The sequence below is a fragment of the Roseateles sp. PN1 genome (assembly GCF_038419725.1).
Lineage (GTDB): Bacteria > Pseudomonadota > Gammaproteobacteria > Burkholderiales > Burkholderiaceae_C > Paucibacter_A.
Genome location: NZ_JBCARA010000006.1, coordinates 94,540 through 115,889, shown reverse-complemented (window position 1 = coordinate 115,889; position 21,350 = coordinate 94,540). Strand labels below are relative to the sequence as shown.

At 65.3% G+C, this 21,350-nt stretch carries 17 protein-coding genes; 4 read left to right on the top strand and 13 right to left on the bottom strand.

Annotated elements, in window-relative coordinates; translation table 11 throughout:
- Positions 1 to 13: 13 nt before the first annotated feature.
- Positions 14 to 850 (bottom strand): lectin, encoded by an 837-nt coding sequence (locus AABB87_RS11385; protein ID WP_341971355.1) that lies wholly within the window; start codon positions 848 to 850, stop codon positions 14 to 16.
- 103 nt (positions 851 to 953) lie between these two features.
- Positions 954 to 2,213, bottom strand: a complete 1,260-nt coding sequence (locus AABB87_RS11380; protein WP_341971354.1) for a YbfB/YjiJ family MFS transporter — start codon at positions 2,211 to 2,213, stop codon at positions 954 to 956.
- A gap of 86 nt (positions 2,214 to 2,299) precedes the next feature.
- Between AABB87_RS11380 and AABB87_RS11375 the strand changes: the two genes are divergently transcribed.
- Entirely contained in the window at positions 2,300 to 3,145 is an 846-nt protein-coding gene (locus tag AABB87_RS11375) for a M90 family metallopeptidase (RefSeq protein ID WP_341971353.1), read from the top strand.
- Between the two features lie 3 nt (positions 3,146 to 3,148).
- Here AABB87_RS11375 and AABB87_RS11370 read toward each other — a convergent pair whose 3' ends face one another.
- From AABB87_RS11370 to AABB87_RS11355, 4 genes are all read right to left on the bottom strand, one after another.
- The gene (locus AABB87_RS11370) at positions 3,149 to 3,868 is read right to left on the bottom strand and encodes a CBS domain-containing protein (RefSeq protein WP_058720845.1); all 720 of its coding nucleotides are present in this window, start codon (positions 3,866 to 3,868) and stop codon (positions 3,149 to 3,151) included.
- Positions 3,869 to 3,988: 120 nt separating this feature from the next.
- The gene (locus tag AABB87_RS11365; RefSeq protein WP_341971352.1) at positions 3,989 to 5,134 is read right to left on the bottom strand and encodes a GGDEF domain-containing protein; all 1,146 of its coding nucleotides are present in this window, start codon (positions 5,132 to 5,134) and stop codon (positions 3,989 to 3,991) included.
- Positions 5,135 to 5,236: 102 nt separating this feature from the next.
- Positions 5,237 to 6,130, bottom strand: a complete 894-nt coding sequence (locus AABB87_RS11360) for a Rossmann-like and DUF2520 domain-containing protein (RefSeq protein ID WP_341971351.1) — start codon at positions 6,128 to 6,130, stop codon at positions 5,237 to 5,239.
- The gene (locus AABB87_RS11355) at positions 6,130 to 6,978 is read right to left on the bottom strand and encodes a class I SAM-dependent methyltransferase (protein ID WP_341971350.1); all 849 of its coding nucleotides are present in this window, start codon (positions 6,976 to 6,978) and stop codon (positions 6,130 to 6,132) included. The genes AABB87_RS11360 and AABB87_RS11355 overlap by 1 nt, the downstream gene beginning before the upstream one ends.
- A 200-nt stretch (positions 6,979 to 7,178) precedes the next feature.
- Between AABB87_RS11355 and AABB87_RS11350 the strand changes: the two genes are divergently transcribed.
- Positions 7,179 to 7,523, top strand: a complete 345-nt coding sequence (locus tag AABB87_RS11350; protein ID WP_082680065.1) for a zinc ribbon domain-containing protein YjdM — start codon at positions 7,179 to 7,181, stop codon at positions 7,521 to 7,523.
- An 80-nt stretch (positions 7,524 to 7,603) separates the two neighbouring features.
- Here the strand turns inward: AABB87_RS11350 and AABB87_RS11345 are convergent, their stop codons facing one another.
- Positions 7,604 to 8,104: an Lrp/AsnC family transcriptional regulator gene (locus tag AABB87_RS11345; protein WP_231741435.1), complete on the bottom strand. Its 501-nt coding sequence runs from the start codon at positions 8,102 to 8,104 to the stop codon at positions 7,604 to 7,606.
- Between the two features lie 88 nt (positions 8,105 to 8,192).
- On the opposite strand from AABB87_RS11345, the gene AABB87_RS11340 reads away from it, so the two are divergent.
- On the top strand, positions 8,193 to 11,813 hold the full coding sequence (locus AABB87_RS11340) for an indolepyruvate ferredoxin oxidoreductase family protein (protein WP_341971349.1): 3,621 nt from the start codon (positions 8,193 to 8,195) through the stop codon (positions 11,811 to 11,813).
- Between the two features lie 56 nt (positions 11,814 to 11,869).
- On the opposite strand, the gene AABB87_RS11335 is transcribed toward AABB87_RS11340, so the two are convergent.
- From AABB87_RS11335 to AABB87_RS11310, 6 genes are all read right to left on the bottom strand, one after another.
- Positions 11,870 to 14,404, bottom strand: coding sequence for a sensor domain-containing phosphodiesterase (locus AABB87_RS11335; RefSeq protein WP_341971348.1), 2,535 nt, complete (start codon positions 14,402 to 14,404; stop codon positions 11,870 to 11,872).
- A 189-nt stretch (positions 14,405 to 14,593) separates the two neighbouring features.
- Positions 14,594 to 15,295 carry a TetR/AcrR family transcriptional regulator gene (locus AABB87_RS11330; RefSeq protein WP_341971347.1) on the bottom strand — a complete coding sequence of 234 codons (702 nt, stop codon included), beginning with the start codon at positions 15,293 to 15,295 and terminating at the stop codon, positions 14,594 to 14,596.
- 141 nt (positions 15,296 to 15,436) lie between these two features.
- Positions 15,437 to 15,874 carry a universal stress protein gene (locus AABB87_RS11325; protein WP_341971346.1) on the bottom strand — a complete coding sequence of 146 codons (438 nt, stop codon included), beginning with the start codon at positions 15,872 to 15,874 and terminating at the stop codon, positions 15,437 to 15,439.
- A gap of 98 nt (positions 15,875 to 15,972) precedes the next feature.
- Complete coding sequence (locus AABB87_RS11320) at positions 15,973 to 16,560, bottom strand: 3'-5' exonuclease (RefSeq protein ID WP_341971345.1); 588 nt, start codon at positions 16,558 to 16,560, stop codon at positions 15,973 to 15,975.
- 92 nt (positions 16,561 to 16,652) lie between these two features.
- A complete protein-coding gene (locus AABB87_RS11315) occupies positions 16,653 to 17,294 on the bottom strand; it encodes a hypothetical protein (protein ID WP_341971344.1) in 642 nt (213 codons plus the stop codon).
- Positions 17,291 to 18,664 carry an APC family permease gene (locus AABB87_RS11310; protein ID WP_341971343.1) on the bottom strand — a complete coding sequence of 458 codons (1,374 nt, stop codon included), beginning with the start codon at positions 18,662 to 18,664 and terminating at the stop codon, positions 17,291 to 17,293. Before AABB87_RS11310 ends, AABB87_RS11315 begins: the two co-directional genes overlap by 4 nt.
- A 199-nt stretch (positions 18,665 to 18,863) precedes the next feature.
- Here AABB87_RS11310 and AABB87_RS11305 point away from each other — a divergent pair, with 199 nt between their 5' ends.
- Positions 18,864 to 21,344 (top strand): TonB-dependent receptor plug domain-containing protein, encoded by a 2,481-nt coding sequence (locus tag AABB87_RS11305; RefSeq protein WP_341971342.1) that lies wholly within the window; start codon positions 18,864 to 18,866, stop codon positions 21,342 to 21,344.
- Positions 21,345 to 21,350: the final 6 nt, after the last annotated feature.

The following is a 21,350-nucleotide window of genomic DNA, read 5'->3' as shown; positions in this document are numbered from 1 at the left end:
CGGCGGAGCTGGCTTACCAGGACCAGCGCTGCGAGCTGCTGCCATTGCAGCGATAGAGCTGCACCGGCTGGCCTTGCTGGAAGCGGCCGTCCCGCACATCCACGCACTTGCCATTCATCTGGCTGCGGATCTGGTTGCCGTAGAAATTCCAACGCTGGTTGCGCTGACCGTTGCAGCCCCAGGCGATCAGGCGCGTGCCGTCATCGCCATTGCCGCCCTGCACATCCAGGCAGAGATTGCCGCCCACGCGCAGCTCACCGCCGCGCCCATAGCTGAATCGCTGGTTGCCGCCACCATGGCAGCGGAAGAGGATGGCGCCGGCGCCTTGACGCGCATTGCCGTCGATGTCCAGGCACATGCCACCCGGGCCACGGATCACACGATCACGCCCGCCGGGGTAGCTGGGGCCGTTATCGTCCGGGTAGTTGTTGTTATTGTTGTTGTTGTCACGGTCGCGCGTGGCCAACACCGCCACACCGGCAATCGCCGCCAGCGCGGCCAGAGCCACGGCGGGGTTCACGCCGCTGCTGTCCTTGGCTTCTTCGTTATTGCCATCGCTGCCATTGTTCAAATTGTTGCCAACAATCTTGAAGCGCGCCGCGCAGCCGTTGTTGACCCACAGCTCCTTGTTGCTGAGGTCAAAGCCCCAACTGCGGTTGAAGCGGCAGGTGCCGCCCAGTTGCTCCAGCAGTTCCACATCCCGCGTGCCCGCAGACAGCGGCATGGATTCGTAGCCGCCGCGCGAACGCAACTCCACGGTTTGTTCGGCGGCGCGGGCCGCACCGGCCGGCAGCAGCAATGCGCCGATCGTCAGACTACAAACAAGACGGCTGAATTTTTGAGACTTCACATGACCTCCGCTGACTGGCATGAATGCACTGGGCATATGAGCGCAGTTTAAAAGCAGAGTGGCCGCGCCAAAACGTTCTCAGGTATTTTTGCGAGTGGGAAAACTAACGGCCGCGGCTCGCCACTTCCAGCTGATTCTGCTGCGCATGCAGTTCCCGCCGCTCCAGCCGAATCAAGCGCCACAAGCCCGCCATACCCAAGGCGAGCACAAGCGCCGTCAGCAGCAGCGCGGCACGGTAATTGCCGCTGGCCTGAGCCATCGCACCACTGAGCGCCGGCGCGCACACTTGCGCCAGGCCATAGCTGAGCGTCAGCCGCGCCATCGCCTTGCCCGGATTGGCGGGCGAGCGCCGCCCCACCAGCGCCAGCGTCATGCTGACGATGCCGATGAAGGTGGCGCCGTAGAGCAGCGCACCGCTCAGCGCGGCAGCCAGGCTGTCTGACGCTGCCGGCACCAGAACCGACACGCATTGCAGCGCAAAGGCAATCAGCAAGGCTTGCAACTCACCCACCCGCCGCGCCACCCGGTCCCACAGAAACACCGCCGGCATCGCCGCCAGGCCCACCAGCAGCCAAGCCCAAGGCCCCTGCCCGGCCAGCAAGGGCTGGCGCTCGACGATGGTGACGGTAAAGGTGGCGCTGATCACAAAGCCCCAGCCCCCGCAGAAATAGATGGCCGTCATCCAAGCCGTCCAGGCCCGCGAGGGCTTGCGCAAGTCGGCAGCGGCACTGGCCGCAGTTGTTGACGCCGGCGCAGGGCCTTGAGCGACCGGCACAGGCGGCCGCCAGGCCCAGGCCGGGATCAAAAAGATCAGGCCGAACAAGGCAAAGCCAAACCATTGCTGAGCCCATGGCAGCAGCAGGCGCGCCATCAGCAGCGCGCCTAAGGCCGAGACGATGATGCCCAGGCCTATGCCCATGAAATGCAGGCCCAGCTCCGGCCGGTGGCCACTGCGCATCAGCCAGTTCAGCACCAGACCCGAACCCAGCAGCATGCCCGCGGCCCCACACAGCCCACCCAAATAGCGCGACAAGGCCCAAACCCAGAAGTTGTCGCTCATGCCCATCAAGGCGGTGACCACCACGCTCAGGCAGAGGCCGAGGCTGTAGAGCCGATGGCGCCAACGCGGCGACTCCAGCCAGGAGGCCAACAAGGCCCCGCTCATATAGCCCATGTAATTGATGGCGGCCAGCCAGCCGCCGGCGGCATCGGACAGGCCAGCTTGCGTCTGCATCAACGCCAGCAAGGGCGTGAAGGCAAAACGCGCCAGGCCCAAGGTCAACACCAGGGCACTGATGCCACCGAGGATGACCTGCCAGGCGTGCAAGGAAGGTGGGCTGGCAGGGCTAGTATGGAGGCTCATGCTTGCAGCTTAGCCCATGCGCGGCGGCGAAGAATTCGCGCTTGCCCACTTGCATTTCGCCAACAGCGCACCCAACTGCACAGCACATGGACAGCGCCAGCCTCATCCCTTTTTTGATCGTCATCGCCCTGAGCCTGGCCCTGATCGTGTGGCTGGCGGGTGGGCCCATTTTCAAAGAGCGGCGCCGTCGTCGGCTGCGTGAGCAGCCCTTCCCGGCCGCGTGGCGGCGCATCTTGCGCAAGCATGTGCCGGCGGTGCAGCGCCTGCCGGCGGATCTTCAGTTGCGACTGAAGGCCGATATGCAAGTGCTGCTGGCCGAGAAGCCCATCATCGGCTGCGCGGGCCTGAAGGTCAGGGATGAGATGCGCGTCGTCATCGCCGCGCTGGCCTGCTTCCCGCTGCTGGGCGCGCGGCGCGGCTACTACCCCAAGCTGCAGCAAATCCTGCTCTACCCCGGCGCTTTTGCGGTGGAGCGCGTCCAGGCCGGGCCGGCGGGCTTGCAGATGGCACCGCAGCGCCAGGCGCTGACAGGCGAAAGCTGGGCCCAGGGTCAGGTCGTGCTGTCTTGGCAAGATGTGCTGGCCGGCGCGGCCAACCCGCAGGATGGGCACAACGTGGTGATTCACGAATTCGCCCACCAGCTCGACCAAGTCAAGGGCTTCGCCAATGGCGCTCCGCCGCTGCACAGCACGCCAGCCTACCGGCGCTGGTCTGCGGTCATGCTCGCCGAATTCAATGCCTTGCGGCAACGCTTGGCGAGCGGCCAGCCCGCAGGTTTGATGGATGCATACGCGGCCACCGATGCGGCCGAGTTCTTTGCCTGCAGCAGCGAACTCTTCTTCGAGCGCGGTCCCGAACTGGCTCAACAGCATCCGGCGCTGTACGAGCAATTGAGCCGTTACTACCGGGTCGATCCGATCAGCTGGTCTTGAACCTCAGGACCACAACTCCAGCGGCGGCTCACGCGTCAGCGCCCGCAAGATATCGCTGCGGGACAGAAAGCCGATCAGCGCGCTCTGCTCATCCAGCACCGGCATGCCGGGCAGGCGGAAGTCCAGCAGGGCTTGCGCCACTTCGCGCAAGGGCGTGTCGGGGTGGGCGCTGGGCACCGGCGTCCACATCGCCGCCGACACCGGGCGCTTGAACCAGGCGGCCCAGGCCGCACTGTCCTCCAGGTCCAAAGGCGTGGGCAGCAAATCGCCGCGCAAAAGCAGGCCCACCAAATGCCCGCCGGCATTGACCACCGGCGCTTGGCCGACCTTGGCCTCGCTCAAACGCGCCAGGCCTTCGGCCAGGCTGGCGTCTTGCGGCACCGTGATCAGCTGGCGGCTCATCAACTCTTCCACCAGACGAAGCGGCTGGCGTGGCGCATCAACAGGCACTCGGGCCTGGGCTTTGGCATAGAGGGCCAGGGCATCGCGCGGCAGCGGCTCCTCCGCCATCATGGGTGCATCGGGCTGGGGCTCGGCGCGCACCACGCCGCTGGACAGGCCCGGCCATTCATGCGTGAAGCTGGCGTCGCTCGCATCACTGCCACGGGCGCGCACCGGCGCCACCGCCCGTGCACGCGCCACCGCTTGCACGGGGCCTAGCGAGCGCAGACCTTCGAGGGGGCCGCTGTAGATGCGGCCGTTGATGCCGTAGACAGTGAACATGCGGGTCAGCCCTGTGGATGGGTTAGCGTGTTGACGTGATGGCGCGCTGGATCAGCGCAGTGCCGTGCTGCTCAGTTCAAGCGGCGCGCCGACGCAGTCTCGCACGGCTGCCGTGCCGGCTCAATGCGCCACTTGGTTGCGGCCACCCACTTTGGCGCGATACATGGCCGTATCGGCTGCGCCCACCAGGGTGTCTGCCGTATCGGCGGGTGAGATCAGCCCACCCCAGACCCCGATGCTGATGGTGACGCGGATGGTTTGCTGCTCCCAAGTCGTCGGGCTGCTTTCCACCGCAGCACGCAAGTCTTCGGCCAGGGTCAGGGCGCCCTCCAGGCTGGTGTCGGGCAGGATCAGCAGGAATTCCTCGCCGCCGAAGCGGCCGATCTGATCCTGTTCACGCAGGCGCGACTGCAGGGTTTGGGCCACCGATTGCAAGACCTTGTCGCCCGCCAAATGGCCATAGTTGTCGTTGACGCGTTTGAAGTGGTCGATGTCCATCATCAACACACTCAAGACCTGACCCTGGCGCCGGGCGCGGGCCACGGCCATGGCCAGCTGATCGGCGATGGCGCGGCGGTTCTGCAAGCCGGTCAGCATGTCTTGCATAGCCAGCTCGAAATTGCGCCGCTCGGCCCGCTCCATGATCATGTAGATGAAGCCGAGGGAGTTGCTCAAGACGCCCAACAAGGCCGCCACGATCAAGAGCGCCACGGCACGCTCGCTCCCCAGGGCCGCATTGTTGATGGGCACCTCGCCGGCCACCAGCACCAGCCGCGCCAACAAGATCACCAACACAAAGGCGAAGGCCGCTACCAGCATGAAGCGCCCGCGCCCCTGATGCTGCAGCTTGGGGCTGAGCAAGACGCGCAGGATCAAGGCGATCTGCACCATGAACACGAGGCTGACGCAGAAAACCCGCCATTGCAGCTGCTCAAACAGCACAAAAGCCGATAACGGCGCCAGCAGCGCCGGCGACCAAAGCCAAAAGCTGCGCCGCATCAAGCCATAGAAACGCCGTAGCGCCAGCAGCATCAAGACCAAGGTGCAGGCATAAGCGGCCGCATTGGCAGTAACGGCCCAGCGCGGCGACATCAAATGGCTGGCACCGAACAGCAGTTGCGCGCAAGTGAACGCCCCCAGGGACCAGGCCCAGGCCCAGCGCGGATCTTCAGGCGGCTGCCCCCAGGCCATGACGCAGATCCACAGCCCCATCACCAGCGACATGAGGCTGACCACGACAAACAGTGTCGGCACATCGAGGTTCATACTTCATTCTAGGGGCCGGGCATCGGCGACCGTAGCGATCTGGATGCTTCAATTAGGCGCCTGCAACTAGGCTTGGCAGCAGCACCGCCAGCGCCCTGTGACTCAGGCCAGCAAGCGCTCGCGCAAGCCCTTCAGCGTGGCCTCATCCAGGCGGCCGCTCTGGGCCGCCAAGGCCAGCTGGCGCAGGGCCAGTTGGCGGTAGAAGGACGCATGCTCACCGCCCAATTCGCTCAAGGCCTGCAAGTGCGCGGTGACCACGCCGCCATCGCCGCGCGAGATCGGCCCCGACAGCGCGCCGGCCAAGCCTCGGCTTTCCGCCGCTTGCAAGGTGCCCCGGGCCAGCGGCAACAAGGCCTGCAAAGCCTGCTCCGGCGGCAGGCCGATGCCGGCCCAGATCTGCTGCGCCTCGTCCAGCAGCGAGAGCATGAAGCTGGCGGCATAGCCTGCCGCCGCGTGATAAGCCACCCGGCTGCCAGGCGGCAAGCGCAAGGGCTGCATGGCCAGGCGCTGGGCAAAGCCTTGCAGCCGCGCCAGCAGAGGCGGCTCGGCCTCGATCGCCACCACGCTGCCAGCCAGCAATTGCAAGGCGCGCTCGGGGTCGGAAAAAATCTGCAAAGGGTGGAAGCCGCCGACTTGCGCGCCCGCCGCGCTGGCCGCGCTCAGCACGCTGAGTTCGCTGGCACCGCTGCAATGCACAACGGCCTGGTCGGCACGCCAGGGCAGGCTTTGTGCCACCGCGGCCAGGGCATCATCCGGCACGGTCAGGAACACCAGGTCTGCTGAGGCCATAGCGGCCTCGGCCGACATGGCCTGGCAGCCAGGGATGCGTGCGGCCAGGGCCTGCGCGCTGGCCGCCTGCCGCGAGGCCACGGCCACCACGGCCAAGCCGGCGCCGGCGAGCGCCCGGGCCAAGGTCTGGCCCAGGCGCCCGGCGCCGATGAAGGCGATGCGCGGCGAGGGTGCGACCTCGCTCGCCAACGGTCCCGCCTGGTCCATCAAGGCTTGACGAATTTGAGCGTCATGCGGTCACTCTCGCCGATGGCCTCGTACTTGGCGCGGTCCTTGTCCTTATTGCCGTAGGTCGGAGGCAAGGCCCAAACGCCGCCTTCGTGATCGGCTTTGTCCTTGGGGTTGGCATTGACTTCTGAGCTGCCCGCCAGCTTGAAGCCCACGCTCTCGGCCATGCGCACGACATAGCTTTGGTGGACGTAGCCGCTGCTGGCCTTGGCATCCTGCACCCGGTCGGCGGGCAGGCGGTGTTCCACCACGCCGAAGACACCGCCGGGCTTGAGCGAGTCAAAGGCGCTCTTGAACGCGGCTTGGGTCGCGGCCTCGCCTTGCGAGACCCAGTTGTGCACATTGCGGAAGGTCAGCACCAGATCGGCCGAAGCGGGTGCCACATAGCTCAGCTTGCCGGCGGCGGGGCTGAACACACCCACTTGCACGCGGTCGTAGAGGGCCGGGTTGGCGGCCAGCTTCTCTTGCATGCGCGCGGCGCTGCGCTGGAAATAGGCTTGGGTCGAGGCCGGGTCGTCACCACCCAGCACTAGGCGGCCCTTGTCACGCAGATAGGGCGCCAGGATTTCGGTATACCAGCCGCCGCCGGGCGCCAACTCCACCACGGTCATATTCGGCTTGATGCCGAAAAAGCTCAGCGTCTCGTAGGGGTGGCGTGCCGCATCGCGGGCGGCAAAGGCCGGCGTGCGATGGCCGGCGGCGATGGCGGCCTTCAGGCTTTGATCCTCCACCTGCGCTTGCGCGATGGACGCCGCGCTCGACATGCCGAGCAGCACGGTCAGGCTGGCCAAAAGAGCGGTTCTACGAGTGTTGTGCAGCAATTTCATGGTCAAGATTTCTCCGCGCGATGGAACTGAAGATGAAAGAGCAGCGAGTATGGCTTGCCTGGGCGGACCCTGCCAAAAGCCATGAGCGAAAATAGCCCTCATCCACTGTCCAGCCTTGCAGGCCAAGCGGCCTCTCGCGTCTGGAACACCCCACCACCATGCGCAGCAATGCGCCACACCGGCTCTGAGCCCCCATCACCATGTCAAACCCATCCGCCTGCCCTGTTTGCACGCTCGAGAACACCTATCGCGACGGCGCGATGAATATCTGCCCCGATTGCGGCCATGAATGGAGCGATGAAGCAGCGCAAGACGGCGCGACTGAGGACGGCGCCAAGGTGGTGCGCGATGCCAACGGCCAGGTCCTGGTCGACGGCGACTCCGTCATCCTGATTAAAGACCTCAAGGTCAAGGGCTCGTCCATCGTGCTGAAAAAAGGCAGCAAGGCCAAGGGCATCCGCCTGGTCGACGGCGACCATGATGTGGACTGCAAGATTGACGGCGTCAGCCTCAGCCTGAAGTCGGAGTTTTTGAAGAAGGCCTGAAACACCGGGGTCAGAGTCAATTTATCTCAGCACGCCAACGTCACGCCGCCGGAAAAATAAATCGACTCTGACCCCAGTTTTTAGTCCACGGGCAGCGCCGTTTCGTACTTCACTTCGCGCAGCACCACATTGCTGCGCACGCTGGCCACGCCGGGCACTTTGAAGACCTGGCTTTGCAGAAACATGTCGTAGGCCTTCATATCCGGCACCACGACCTTGATGACGTAATCGGCCTCGCCGGTAATGCCGTGGCATTCAATGATCTCGCGGCTGGCCAGCACCAGGCGCTCGAACTGATCCACCGCGCCCTCGCTGTGACGCACCAGGCTGACATTGGCCAGGACGCAGATATTGAGGCCCAGCTTCTCGCGATCCACCAGCGCCACATGGCGGCGGATCACGCCCGAGTCTTCTAGTTCCTTGATGCGCCGCCACACCGGCGTGGCGGACAAGCCCACTTTGTCGGCCAGGGCCTGAGTGCTTTGCCGGCTGTCGGCCTGCAAGGCCTCCAGAATCTGCCGGGTCGCTCGATCGAAACGCTCACCATCCATATCACCACCTTTTGAGAGAAATTCTCTCATCAAACCCTTTTCCACGGGTCAGAAGAGAAACATCACCCGGATGATGTGAAGAAAAATCTCCGCTTATTCTAAGAATTCGGAGACCGCCATGACAGGCAGCGCAACACCTTCTGCAGACGCCGTCCCGGGCACGACCACGGCCCCCGGCCACAGCGCCAGCCCCACGCCGGCCCTGCGCCCCTACAAGCTCTCCGACAACCTGGCCGCCACCAGCGGCGCCGTCTTCATGACCGGCACCCAGGCCATCGTGCGCTTGTTGCTCGCGCAAAAAGCCTCGGATGAGCGCGCAGGCCTGAACACCGCCGGCTTTGTGTCGGGCTACCGCGGCAGCCCGCTGGGCATGGTGGATCAGCAGCTGTGGAAGGCCAAGAAGTTCCTCGATGCGGCCAAGGTCAACTTCCTGCCCGCCATCAACGAAGACCTGGCCGCCACGGCCTGCCTGGGCGTGCAACGCGTTGCGCTCGACCCCAAGCGCACGGCCGACGGCGTGTTCGCGATGTGGTACGGCAAAGGCCCCGGTGTGGACCGCTCGGGCGACGCCTTGAAGCATGGCAATGTCTACGGCACCTCGGCCCAAGGCGGCGTGCTGGTGGTGTGCGGCGACGACCATGGCTGCGTCTCGTCCAGCACCCCGCACCAAAGCGATCTGGCCCTGCAGGCCTGGCATATGCCCATCGTCCACCCCGGCAATGTGGCGGAGTACCTGGAGTTTGGCCTGTACGGCTGGGCGCTGAGCCGCTTCTCCTCCACCTGGGTCGGGTTCAAAGCCATCTCGGAAGTGGTGGAGTCGGGCATGACGGTGGATCTGGACGCGATCCAGACCGACTTCCAGCGCCCCGACCATGTGCCGCCGGTGGATCTGCACATCCGCTCGGTGGATCTGCCCTCGCTGGAGCTGGAAACCCGGCTTGAGCACAAGATGAACGCCGTCAAGGCCTTCGCCAAGCTCAATGCCAGCATCGACAAACACATCGTCGTCAGCCCGCAGGCCACGCTGGGCATCGTCACCGTCGGCAAAGCGCATTACGACTTCATGGAAGTGCTGCGCCGCCTCCAGCTCAGCACCGAGGCATTGGCCGCTGCTGGCGTGCGGGTCTACAAAGTGGGCCTGGTGTTCCCGCTGGAAAGCAGCCGCATGCGCACGTTTGCGCAAGGCCTGAGCGAGCTGCTGGTGATCGAGGAAAAGGCCCCCGTGGTGGAGCGCCAGATCAAAGAGCTGCTCTATCACCTGCCCGATGCCCAGCGCCCGCGCGTGACCGGCAAGAGCGACGCCGAAGGTGCTGCGGTGCTGAGCGCCCTGGGTGAGCTGCGCCCCTCGCGCATCATGAGCACGGTGGCGCAGTGGCTGGCGCGTTTAGGGCCCAACCTGGACCGGCGCGAGCTGGTGCAAGACTTCCTCACGCCCTGCTTGCTGAGCAATGCCGCCGACGGCGTGCGCCGCCAGCCCTACTTCTGCTCGGGCTGCCCGCACAACACCTCCACCAAGCTGCCCGAGGGCTCGCGCGCCCTGGCCGGCATCGGCTGCCACTTCATGGCCAGCTGGATGGAGCGCGGCACCTCCGGCCTGATCCAGATGGGCGCCGAGGGCGTGGACTGGGCGGCGCACAGCCGCTTCACCACCGAAAAGCATGTGTTCCAGAACCTCGGCGACGGCACCTACTACCACTCGGGCTATCTGGCGATCCGCCAGGCCATCGCCGCCAAGACCAATATCACCTACAAAATCCTCTACAACGACGCCGTTGCCATGACCGGCGGCCAGCCGGTGGACGGCAGCACCAGCGTGCCTCAGATTGCACGCCAGGTGGAGGCCGAGGGCGTCAAGAAGCTGGTGATCGTGTCCGACGAGATCGACAAATACGACGCGCACCGCGGCCTCTTCCCGGCCGGCACCACCTTCCATGACCGCAGCGAGCTGGACGCCGTGCAGCGCGAGCTGCGCGAGATCCCTGGCGTGACCGTGCTGATCTACGACCAGACTTGTGCCGCCGAGAAACGCCGCCGCCGCAAAAAGGGCGAGTTTGCCGATCCACCCAAACGCATCTTCATCAACCAGGCGGTGTGCGAGGGCTGCGGCGACTGCGGCCAGGCCTCCAACTGCCTCTCCGTCGTGCCGGTGGAAACCGACTTCGGCCGCAAGCGCAGCATCGAGCAATCCAGCTGCAACAAGGACTTCTCTTGCGTCAATGGCTTTTGCCCCAGCTTTGTCTCGGTGCATGGCGCCGAGCTGAAGAAGCGCCAGGGTGCTGGCTTCAGCGCGCAAGACCTGGCACGCGAAGTGGCCGCGCTGGCCGCACCCGCCAATTGGCAATGGAGCGGCCCGTTTGACTTGCTGGTGACCGGCGTGGGCGGCACCGGCGTGGTCACCGTGGGCGCGCTGGTGTCCATGGCCGCGCACTTGGAAGGCAAGCAGGCCTCGGTGCTGGACTTCATGGGCTTCGCGCAAAAAGGCGGCTCGGTTTTGAGCTTTGTGCGCCTGGCTCCCACCAAGGAATTGCTGAACCAGGTGCGCATCGACACCCAGCAGGCCGATGTGCTCTTGGCCTGCGACAAGGTGGTGGGCGCCTCGCCCGACGCGCTAGGCACCATCAAACCCGGCCGCACCATCATCGTGGCCAATACGCATGAGCTGCCCACGGCCGCCTTTGTGCGCAACCCGGACGCCAATCTGCAAGGCGAATCCCTGCTGGCCAAGATGCTGCATGCGGTGGGCGGTGATGCCTCGCTCTTGTCCACCATCGATGCGCAGGCGATTGCCCTGAGCCTGATGGGCGACACCATGCCCAGCAACATCATCATGCTGGGTGCCTGCTACCAGCGCGGCCTGATCCCCCTGAGTGAAGCGGCGCTGATGCGCGCCATCGAACTCAACGGTGTGGCCGTGGAAGGCAATAAGACAGCCTTCGCGCTGGGCCGCCTGGCGATTGCCGCGCCGGAGGCCCTGGCACGCCTGGGCGGCCAGCAGGAGCAGAAAGTGCAGCTGCTGCTGGGCCAGGACAAACTCGACGGCGCGGATGGCCTGATCGCCCGCCGCATCGAGCACCTGACGGCGTACCAAGATGCCGCTTACGCAGCCCGTTATGAAGCCCTGGTCAAACGCGTGCGCGCCGCCGAAGCCCAGCTGGGCGAGGCAGGCAAAAGCGAGCGCTTGAGCAAGGCCGTGGCCCGCTACTACGCCAAGCTCTTGAGCTACAAAGACGAATGGGAAGTGGCCCGCCTCTACACCGACGGCAGCTTCGAAGCCAGCCTGAAGGCGCAGTTCGCCAACTGGCAGTCCCTGAGCTTCCACATGGCCCCGCCGCTGCTGGCCAAGCCGGGTGCGGATGGCCGCGTCAAGAAGGTCGAGCTGGGCTCCTGGACCTTCCGTGCCCTCAAGCTGATGACCAAGTTCAAAGGCTTGCGCGGCGGCCCGCTGGACCTGTTCGGCAAGACGGAAGAGCGCCGCATGGAGCGCGCCCTGATCAGCGAGTACGAAGCCCTGGTGGACGAGCTACTCCAGCACCTCACGGCCGACAAGCTGGACCTGGCCGTCAAGCTGGCCCGCCTGCCCGAAAGCATTCGTGGCTATGGCCATGTGAAGCTGGCCAATGTCAGCACGGTGAAGGCGCAGTGGCGTGATCTGCTCGATCGCTTCCACGGCCGCGCGGCCGAGCCGCTGGCGCAAACCGTGGCCATGCCGCAGCGCGTCAAGAGCGTGAGCGAGCTGTAAGGCGAGTTTCTGAGGTGGATGCCTTGGCCGCGGCCAAGGCCCCGCTAACTCATCACTTAAGCGCCACGCAAGCTCAGCCAGTCTTCCAGCGGACCGGGGCGGCCCAGCAAATAGCCCTGCAGGCAATCGCAACCTGTGCGCAGCAAGAAGTCGGCCTGCGCCGGGGTCTCCACCCCTTCGGCCACCACGCGCAGATTCAAGTGCTTGGCCATGGACACAATGGCCTCGACGATGGCCGTGTCATTGGGATCATCGGGCGTGTCCTGCACAAAGCTCTTGTCGATTTTGAGCTCATACAGCGGCAGCTTCTTCAAATAAGCCAGGCTGGAGTAGCCGGTGCCGAAATCGTCGATGGAAAAACGCAGGCCCAGGGCGCGCAGCTCGGACATACGGGCGCTGGTGTCTTGCCAGTTGTCGATCAGCAGGTTCTCTGTCACTTCCAGAATCAGGTAGTCGGCCGGGGCGCCGGTGTCCTGAATGATTTGCCGCAAGCCCGCCACGAAGTCGTCTTTGCGGAACTGCCGCGGGCTCACATTGACCGACAGGCATTGCAAGCGCCCAGCCTTGTGCAGGCGAGCCAGGGCCAAGCAGGCCTGGCGCAGTACCCGGTCGCCCAGCTCGATGATCAGACCCGACTCTTCGGCCACCGGAATGAAATCCAGCGGTGACACCCGGCCTCGTTTTGGGCTGTGCCAGCGCAGCAGCAACTCGCCACCGATCTCCTGCCCTTGCGCATCGAACTGCGGCTGCAGATGCAGCTCGAACTGCTCCAGCTGCAAAGCCTCTTTCAGGTCTTGCTCCAGGGCCAAGCGGCTTTGCACCTCGGCATGCATGGCGGTTTCGAAAAAGGCCACCCGGTTGCGCCCCGAGGCCTTGGCGCGGTACATGGCCGTGTCGGCCTCGCGCAGCAAATCGTCCACCGCCTCCGCGCCCTTGGGGAACAGGGTGATGCCGATGCTGCCCGAGATGTTGTAGCTGTGATCAAAGATGTGGTGGTCCATCACCAGCACCTCGCGCAGCTTCTCGGCCACGGCCATGGCATGGCGGGTGGCCTGGGCGGCGTCCAGACCCAGATTGCTGACCAGCACCACGAATTCGTCGCCGCCTAGGCGCGCCACCGTGTCGTCTTCGCGCGCCACTTCGCGCAGGCGTTCGGCCACCTGCTTGAGCAGCTCGTCACCGATCGAATGACCCAGGGCATCGTTGATGTGCTTGAAGTGATCAAGGTCGATGAACAAGAGCGCGCCCAGCTGCCGTGAACGCCGCGCCACCGCTAGGTCATGCCCGATGCGGTCCAGCAACATGCGGCGGTTGGGCAGGCCGGTCAGCACGTCGTAATGCGCCAGCCAGTGGGTGTGTTGCTCGGAATGTTTGCGTTCGGTGATGTCGCTGACGAAGCCGTGCCAAAGCACACTGCCATCGGGCCGCCGCTCGGGCTGGCCGCTGCCCAGGCGCCAACGCAGGCCCTGGCGCGGCAACACCACGCGGAACTCATGGTGCCAGGGCTGCAGCGTTTGAGCCGACCGTTGAATCGACTCCACCAGGCCGCGCTGATCGTCCGGATGCACCAGCTTGCGCACCACCGCATCGTCTTCCCGCACATCCAGCGGGCTGACCTCAAACATATTGAAAATGCCTTCGCTGGCGAAGGGGTAGCAGGTGCGTCCGTCAGGGTCGAGGCGGTACTGCACAAGTGCGCCCGGCACCCGCCGCGCCAGATTGCCCAGCAACTCCAGGCTTTGCTCCAGCTTGCGGGCCCACAGGCGACGCTCGGTGATGTCTCGGAAAGCGACGCTGGCGAATTGCTCACCCGCCTCGTCTTGGTAGGTCACCGTCGACACCTCGGCCTCGAAGCGCTCACCGTTGCCGCGAATCATGGTGATCTCGCCGCGCGCCTTTCCGTCGCGATCGCGTTCGTCAAACAAGCGCAGCAGGCGCGGGTCGCGCAGGTCCAGCACCTGCGAGCGCTGCACGCGGCGCAGCTGCGCTTCGCTTTGGCCGAGGATCGCGCAAGCCATGGGGTTGGCGGTGAGAATGTCGCCGCCGGGCCGGGTCTGCATCACCCCGTCCAGGCTATTGGCGAACAACAACCCGTAAATCGATTCACTTTCGCGCCGGCGCTGATCGACCAAGCCGAACTCACGCAAGGTCGTCGCCAGCTCCCTGTTCTTGCGGCGCAGCAGCAGCTGCGTCATCACCTGCCGGGCCAGCCGCTCCAGGTCTTCACACTGCTGCGGAGTGAAGGCGCGTGGCTCGCGATCCACCACGCACAGGCTGCCCAGGGCATGGCCCTCGGGCGTGATCAGCGGTGCGCCAGCGTAAAAGCGCACGGCCAGTGGGCCGGTGACCAGGGGATTGCTGCGGGAGCGGGGGTCATGCTCGGCATCCTCGATCACCAGCACCGCGCTGCCGCGGATGGTGATGTCGCAAAAAGCGATGTCACGCGCCGTCTCAATGACGTCCAGGCCCTGGCGGGATTTGAACCACTGGCGCTCGCTGTCAAGCAAAGTCACCAGCGAAATCGGCACGCCGAACAGGCTCACGGCCAACTCGGTCAGGTCGTCAAACGCCCGCTCGGGGGGCGTGTCCATGACCTCAAACTCCTGCAAAGCCTGCAGGCGAGCTTGCTCTTGTTCTAGCTCTTGCTGACTTGGTTCGACGGCAGCCGCCATCACTGCCTCCCGGTTTGCAGATAGGACATGAGGCGCCATCATGGCACGCCCGCCCTCAGCAAACCCGAGAAATTGGGCCCGAAACTGGCAATTGCCGGGCCGACTGCCTCATTCGCTCTGGCGCAGCTTGACCAATTGACCGGTCACCATCGCCGCCATGGTGCGGGCGACGGCGCGTGGTTCCAGCTTGGGGTTGTCGAACAGCAACTCCTGCGCGGCGTAGAGCGCGTCAATGCCCAGGCGCAGGGTCAGGCGCACCTCAGTCTGGTCGGCCTGCGGATAGGCTTGCATAAAGGGCTGCACCAGCAAGTCGGTAACCAGCTCATGGGAGCTATGGCGCACCTCCTGCAAGGTCGGTACGGCGCGCAGGGCGCGGGTGATCCAGATGCCGGCGGGCATTTGCTCGGTCAGCTGCAGCGTGCGTATGAACAGGTCGGCAATGCTGGCGGCCAACTCGGGCTCGGGCAGGCGCCAGGTTTCCGCCGTGGCCCAGGGCTTGAGCAAGCCATTCTGGCTGCGCATCAGGCGTTCGGCCAATTCACACAAAATGGCGTACTTGTTCGGGAAGTACTGGTAAAGCGCCGGCGGCGAAATGCCCGCGCGCTGACAGACCAGATTGGTCGACAGGCGCTCAATGCCCACCTCGCCCAGCAAGTCACCACAGGCGGCCAGAATGCGTTCGAAGGTTTCCACCGCCCGCTGCTGCGAGGGCACCTTTTTCTGCCTGAGATCAGGCAAGTTGCGCGGCACCAGCTTGTCTTGACTGGCAGGGTTTGCGGCGGTGTCGGCCACGCTGTTGGGCTCGTTCATCGGCCCAGTCTAGCCCAGCGTTTCAGCGCATTCTGTCGGGGTCAGCCCTGATCAGAATCATCAAAAAACAACGCCCTAAAAACGCCTGAGGTTCGCCCAAACCAGGGCCGATCAAAGGCGTTTAAGGCCGCAGCGCGTCAGTCACTTGATCACAAAAACCGGCACTTCTGCCAAGGTCAGCACCTTCTGCGCCACGCTGCCCAACAACACAGCGTCCAGGCCGCGACGGCCATGCGAGCCGATCACGATCATGTCGCACGCCGTCTGCTTGGCGTGCGCCACGATGGCCGGCGCCGGGCCATGCTCGCGCAGAATCTGGCTCGTGAAGTCCACGCCACAGCTCTTGGCGGCATCTTCCGCATGCTCGATGCCTTGGCGAGCGGCGGACTCCGAAGCCTCCAAGTAATAACTCATCGCCTCACCGCCACTATCGGGGAAGTAGAGAAAGGGCGAAGGATCGATCACGCTGATGATTTCCAGCACAGCGCCATAACGCTTGGCCATATCCGCGGCCACCAAGGCAGCACGTTGGGCGGTGGCAGAGCCATCGGTGGGCAGGAGGATGCGATGAAAAAACATGATGTGTCCCTAGCGATTACCGGCGGATGCGGGACCGCTATCTTCGGGCCGCTGCCCAGCGAAGGGCTTGCCTTGGATCAAGATTGCGCGCGCTCAGCTCACGAGGCGGGCGCGCCGCGCCCATGGGCATGGCCATTGCTGTAGCCATTCGACCCACCATTCGCAACAGCCTGTTCAGTAGGCTCGCTCGCGCCGCCCAAGTTCTGCCGCAACTTTTGCAAGGTCAGCTGCAGAATTCGCGCATCGCTGCTGGCGCGATGGCGCTGCAGCGCCTGCTCCAAGCGCACCTGGTTGAGCACGGCATGCCAATGCGAGGCCTCGGCCTCGCTGAGCAGGCAGCGCAAATCGGCCAGCTTGAATTGGGGCACCAGATCCACCACGTCGAACAGGCGGGCCAGCCAAGGATAGTCATGCGCCCAGGCGTCGCAATAAACCACTTGGCCGCGCAGATGGCTGTTGATTTGCTGGGCCACCCACAAAGGCGGCTTGCCATGCCGGCACAAGGTGGCGCGGCTGATGCCGTGAACCGCCTCGGCCGAGGCGTCCCAATGCTGCCATTCGGGCTCAGGTTGGATCAGCGAGCAAAACATGGCCCCGGCGGAGTCCACAAAGCCAACTTCGATCGGATAACTGCCGCGGCCAAAGCCCGAAGCCTCGATGTCCAGAATGGCGGGAATCTCGCCCATCTTCAGACCCCTTGTTTCGATACTCTGCGGCGCCACATGTTTTTGCCTGACTGTAGCCCAAGCGCGGCCCGCGCATCGGCCCACGCGTCGACTCAGGGCTTGAGTTCGATGATCTGCTCGCCCTCGAACAACTCGATCGCCGTGCGCGCCACCCGCTGGGAGTCGTAAAACGCATAGGCGCTGACGGCCGCCGCGCCGGCCAGCGGCACCCAGCGCGAAATCGACTTGCGCACCAGGCTCTCGCTCAGCTTGACGCCCACCACGCGGCTGATCTGCTGCATCACTTTGGCAGCCACGGGCTGCACCACCATGCGCTCCCCCACCCGCACGGCAAGGTCGCGCACGGCCTGGGCCGCCGTGTGGCGGAACATGCAGTAAAGCATTTGCTCGCGACCCAAGTCGGCCGTGCGGCCGTAGATGGCGGCGATGTCGGCCACCGCCTGGCGCTGGATGCGCCAGACCGTCAGCAGCTCGGGCAGGATGGTCAACCAGCCCAGCGGGCCCGGCGGCAGCGCCAGCGACCCTGCCGCCAGCGCGGCCTTCTGGGCTGCTTGCTGAGCCACGCTTTGCGCGGCGCGGGCGGCCTCGCTGGGCAAGGTGCTGGCCTGGCGGGCAGACTCGGGCCGGCTGGACACCAGATCCAACACCGCCTCGGACACCTTGGCGGCAAAGCCGCCATCAGCCTGCCCGGGCAAGGCGGGCAGGTTGTCGGGATTGCGACTGGTTTTGCTCATGCCTGCGCCCTTTTGCTCAGCGGCCACAAAATCATGGCGCCAAGCGCCAGCACCGCCACACCGACCATGGCCCCGGCGCGCACATAGACCACGCTGGACCACAAAACATACAAGCAGCACAGCGCAAAGGCCAGCGGCAGCCAGGGGTAGAACGGCACTTGGTAGTGGCGCTGCACCTCCGGCTCACTGCGGCGCAGGCGGATCACAGCCAGGGCGCTGAGCGTCATGAAGAACCAATAGACGGGGGACAGATAGTCCACCATGGTGGCGAAGCCGCCGCGGGTGATGGCGCCAAAAGCCACCAGGGCCAGAGCCACGCCGCTGGTGGCCAGCACGGCCGCGGTGGGCGTGCCGCGCTTGGCGTTCCAGCGCGCCAGATGCAGGCTGCCGGCCACATCGCGGGCGGCGGCATAAGTGGTGCGCGGCCCGGCAATCAAAATCGCATTCATCACCGACAGCGCCGTCAGCGACACGATGGCCACCATCAGCAACTCGCCCGGTCGGCCGAACACCGCCAGCATCAAGGCCGCCGCCGGCGCTTCGCTGCGCGCTAGGCCGTCCAGACCCAGCACTTGCAAATAAGCCCAGTTGGCCAGCAGATAGAGGCCCGAGACCAGCAGCAAGCCCCACCACAGGGCGCGCTTGATGCCGCTGCGCTGGTCTCGCATCTCGGCCGACAAGGTGGCCGCGTCGCTCCAGCCACCGTAGGCCAGGAACACAAACACCATGGCCTGGCCCCAGTTGTGCCGCGCCGGGTCGTCCACCACCAGCGGCGTTTGCGGCGCATGCCCGGCCCAGACCTGCACGCCCGCGCCCAGGCCCAAGAGCAAAAGCCCGCCCAGCACCACCGTGGTCAGGCCCAGCTGGGTGCCCAGGCCGACGCGCACGCCCAGCAGATTCAGCCCGGTCAGCAGGACGATCAGGCCGGCCCCCAGCACCGCGCTGGTATAGGGGCCCAACCAGGGCCGCAGGTCCAGCACCTGGCTCAGATAGTCGCCGAACACAAAGGCCAGCAAGGCCATCGAGCCGGTATGGATCACCGCAAAACGCGACCAGGCGAACAGAAAGCCCAGGCGCTGGCCGTAGGCGCGGCGCAGGAAGAAATAGTCGCCGCCGGTATCGGGAAAGCTCGAGGCCATTTCGGCAAAGCACAGCGCGCCGATGAAGGACAGCAAGCCGCCAAATGCCCATGCCAGATAAAGCTCGTAGGAGCCACCCAGCGCCGCCGCCACCAGCGGCGAGGTCTTGAAGATGCCCGCGCCCACCACCATGCCCACGCACAGGGCCACGGCATGTTTGACGTCGAGCTGGCGCTGCGGCAGGACGAGCACTGTGGGCGGGGTCAAGTCTTGCTGGGGCTGGCTGGGCATGGGGAAGTCAAGGCGGGCAATGGCTGAGGCAAAGGAAAGCGGAGAAAGAGGCCAACACGGCTGGCGAATGCTAACTGCTGTGTCCTGCCTGCCACGTTTGCATGAGCTTATTGCCGAACAGTCTTTGAGCGCCCTATCGCTTTGCCTTAGCCTTATCAGCTTTGTCACCGCTCTTTCACGACTAAGCCACCCAGCCGCCATGTTGCACACGCCTACCCGAATTGCCTGCGCCGCCCTCCTCGCCAATCTCGCGGGCCTGTCGCCCATGAACGCCTTGGCCCAAGTTGCCGACCAGCCAGCGGCCTCGGCCCAACTGGATCAGGTGCTGGTGACCGGCACCCGCGCCAAAGACCGCACGCTGCTGAACTCCGCCGTGCCGGTGGACGTCTTGAGCCAGGAAGACCTGCAGCGCGCCGTGGCCGGCGACGGCAACTTGGCTGCGGCCCTGCAGACCCTGCTGCCCTCCTTCAACTTCCCGCGCCAAAGCAATTCCGGCGGCGGTGACCATGTGCGCGCGGCCCAGCTGCGCGGCCTCTCGCCCGACCAAGTGCTGGTCTTGGTGAACGGCAAGCGCCGACACAACTCGGCCATCGTCAACCTGGAATCCAAGACCGGCAAGGGCACCAACCCGGTGGACTTCAACGCCATTCCGGTCTCGGCCATCAAGCGCATCGAGGTGCTGCGCGATGGCGCCGGCGCCCAGTACGGCAGCGACGCGATTGCCGGCGTGATCAACATCATCCTCGACGATGCCGACAATGGCGGCCTGGTGGCGGGCGGTGTGGGCGGCTTCCACACCCGCTTCGAGCCCAGCAATGAAACCTTGAACGACGGCCGCTCGCGTGAGCTGCAAGGCAAGCTGGGCCTCAAGCTGGGCGACAGCGGCTTTGTACGCTTCGGTGTCGAGGCCGCACACCGCGACCACACCAACCGCGCCGGCCCCGACCAGATTCCGCCCTGGGAAGACCAGTCGCCCGCCAATCTGGCCTTCCAGGGCAAGCGCAATTACGCGCCGGGCGAGCCGGAGTCGGATCAACTGGCCCTGTGGTTCAACAGTGGCTTCACGCTGGGCGGTCTCGGCGCATTGGGCAGCGATGCCCGCGGCTACGCCTTCGGCACCTGGCAGCAGCGCAAGAGCGAGGGCGCGGCCTACTTCCGCTACCCCGACAGTTTTGCCAATGTCAAAGCCATCTACCCGAACGGCTACCGCCCCGCCACCACCGGCAAGAGCCAAGACCTGCAACTGGCCAGCGGCGTGCGCGGCAGCTTGGGGGCAGACAAGAGCTGGGACTACGACGTCGCCCTCAACCTCGGCCGCAATGAGTTCAACTACGGCCTGCGCAACTCGCTCAATGTTTCGCTGGGCGCGGCCAGCCCGACGCAATTCCATCTGGGCGACTTCCAGACCCAGCAGCTGGGCATCAGCGCCGACTTCAGCCGCGAACTGGCGCTGCCCGGCCTGAGCAAACCCGCCACCTTGGCACTTGGCGTGGAAGCGCGGCGCGAGTCCTTCCGCACCAAGGCGGGCGACGAGGCCTCTTACGCCGTCGGCAGCTTCGATGGCACGCCCGGCGCCCAAGCCGGGCCGGGTCTGCAAGCGGCGGATGCGGTGGACCTGTCGCGCAATTTGGTCGGCGCCTACGTCGACCTCAGCGCCGACCTCACACCCAGCCTGTTTGCCGGCCTGGCCCTGCGCGCCGACCACTACTCCGACTTCGGCAGCGCGCTGACAGCCAAGCTCTCCGGCCGCTATGTGTTGACGCAAGACCTGGCCCTGCGCGGCGCCTTGTCCAACAACTTCCGCGCGCCCTCGCTGGCGCAAACCGGCTTCTCCTTCACCGTCACCGACCGCGGCGATGGTGGCACGCTCAGCCAGGTGCGCACCCTGCCGGTGCAAAGCGACATCGCCCGCGCCCTGGGCGCCGAGCCGCTCAAGGCCGAAACCGCCCGCAATGCCAGCCTGGGCCTGACTTGGCAGCCCAGCCGCCGCGCTTCGCTGTCCATCGACGCTTTTGATGTCAAGGTCAAGGACCGCATCACTTTGTCCGAGCGCTTGTCCAGCGACGCGCTGACGGCGCTGATCCAAAGCCAGTTCGGCGTGGCCGGTGTGAACGGCGTCAACTTCTTCACCAATGCGGTGGACACCCACACCCGCGGCGTCGATCTGGTCGGCCAATTCAGCCACGCGCTGGCGGGGGGGGAATTGCGCTGGACCCTGGCCTCAAGCTTCAACAAAACCACGCTGAGCAATATCCAGCAGAGCAGCGCGGCGCTCAAAGCCCTGGGCATCGACAAGCCCCAGGTCGGCCTGGAGGAAAGCAATACCCTCACCGACGCGGCGCCGCGCGACCGCCATGTCATCAGCGCGCAGTGGAGCAATAGCGGCTGGAACCTGCTGGCCCGCGCCACCCGCCACGGCTCGGCCACTCGGGTGTTTGACTTCGGAGACGGCTTCACCCCGACGCAGACTTATGCCCCCGTCTGGCAGCTTGACCTGGAGGCTGAGGTGAAGCTAACACGCAGCTTCAGCGTCTCGGTCGGCGGCGTCAACGTGACCGACCGCTACCCCACCCGCTCCATCGACGACATCAGCTACTTCGGCAACTTCCCCTACGACGTGCTCTCCCCCGTGGGCTTCAACGGCGCTTATTACTACGCCCGGGCACGCTACAACTTCTGAGTTTGG

What these genes read in the sequence shown, in the direction of transcription:
- AABB87_RS11380 (WP_341971354.1), bottom strand. Translation starts at nt 2,213, where the DNA reads ATGAGCCTCCATACTAGCCCTGCCAGCCCACCTTCCTTGCACGCCTGG.
- AABB87_RS11375 (WP_341971353.1), top strand. Translation starts at nt 2,300, where the DNA reads ATGGACAGCGCCAGCCTCATCCCTTTTTTGATCGTCATCGCCCTGAGC.
- AABB87_RS11370 (WP_058720845.1), bottom strand. Translation starts at nt 3,868, where the DNA reads ATGTTCACTGTCTACGGCATCAACGGCCGCATCTACAGCGGCCCCCTC.
- AABB87_RS11365 (WP_341971352.1), bottom strand. Translation starts at nt 5,134, where the DNA reads ATGAACCTCGATGTGCCGACACTGTTTGTCGTGGTCAGCCTCATGTCG.
- AABB87_RS11360 (WP_341971351.1), bottom strand. Translation starts at nt 6,130, where the DNA reads ATGGACCAGGCGGGACCGTTGGCGAGCGAGGTCGCACCCTCGCCGCGC.
- AABB87_RS11355 (WP_341971350.1), bottom strand. Translation starts at nt 6,978, where the DNA reads ATGAAATTGCTGCACAACACTCGTAGAACCGCTCTTTTGGCCAGCCTG.
- AABB87_RS11350 (WP_082680065.1), top strand. Translation starts at nt 7,179, where the DNA reads ATGTCAAACCCATCCGCCTGCCCTGTTTGCACGCTCGAGAACACCTAT.
- AABB87_RS11345 (WP_231741435.1), bottom strand. Translation starts at nt 8,104, where the DNA reads ATGAGAGAATTTCTCTCAAAAGGTGGTGATATGGATGGTGAGCGTTTC.
- AABB87_RS11340 (WP_341971349.1), top strand. Translation starts at nt 8,193, where the DNA reads ATGACAGGCAGCGCAACACCTTCTGCAGACGCCGTCCCGGGCACGACC.
- AABB87_RS11335 (WP_341971348.1), bottom strand. Translation starts at nt 14,404, where the DNA reads ATGGACACGCCCCCCGAGCGGGCGTTTGACGACCTGACCGAGTTGGCC.
- AABB87_RS11330 (WP_341971347.1), bottom strand. Translation starts at nt 15,295, where the DNA reads ATGAACGAGCCCAACAGCGTGGCCGACACCGCCGCAAACCCTGCCAGT.
- AABB87_RS11325 (WP_341971346.1), bottom strand. Translation starts at nt 15,874, where the DNA reads ATGTTTTTTCATCGCATCCTCCTGCCCACCGATGGCTCTGCCACCGCC.
- AABB87_RS11320 (WP_341971345.1), bottom strand. Translation starts at nt 16,560, where the DNA reads ATGGGCGAGATTCCCGCCATTCTGGACATCGAGGCTTCGGGCTTTGGC.
- AABB87_RS11315 (WP_341971344.1), bottom strand. Translation starts at nt 17,294, where the DNA reads ATGAGCAAAACCAGTCGCAATCCCGACAACCTGCCCGCCTTGCCCGGG.
- AABB87_RS11310 (WP_341971343.1), bottom strand. Translation starts at nt 18,664, where the DNA reads ATGCCCAGCCAGCCCCAGCAAGACTTGACCCCGCCCACAGTGCTCGTC.
- AABB87_RS11305 (WP_341971342.1), top strand. Translation starts at nt 18,864, where the DNA reads ATGTTGCACACGCCTACCCGAATTGCCTGCGCCGCCCTCCTCGCCAAT.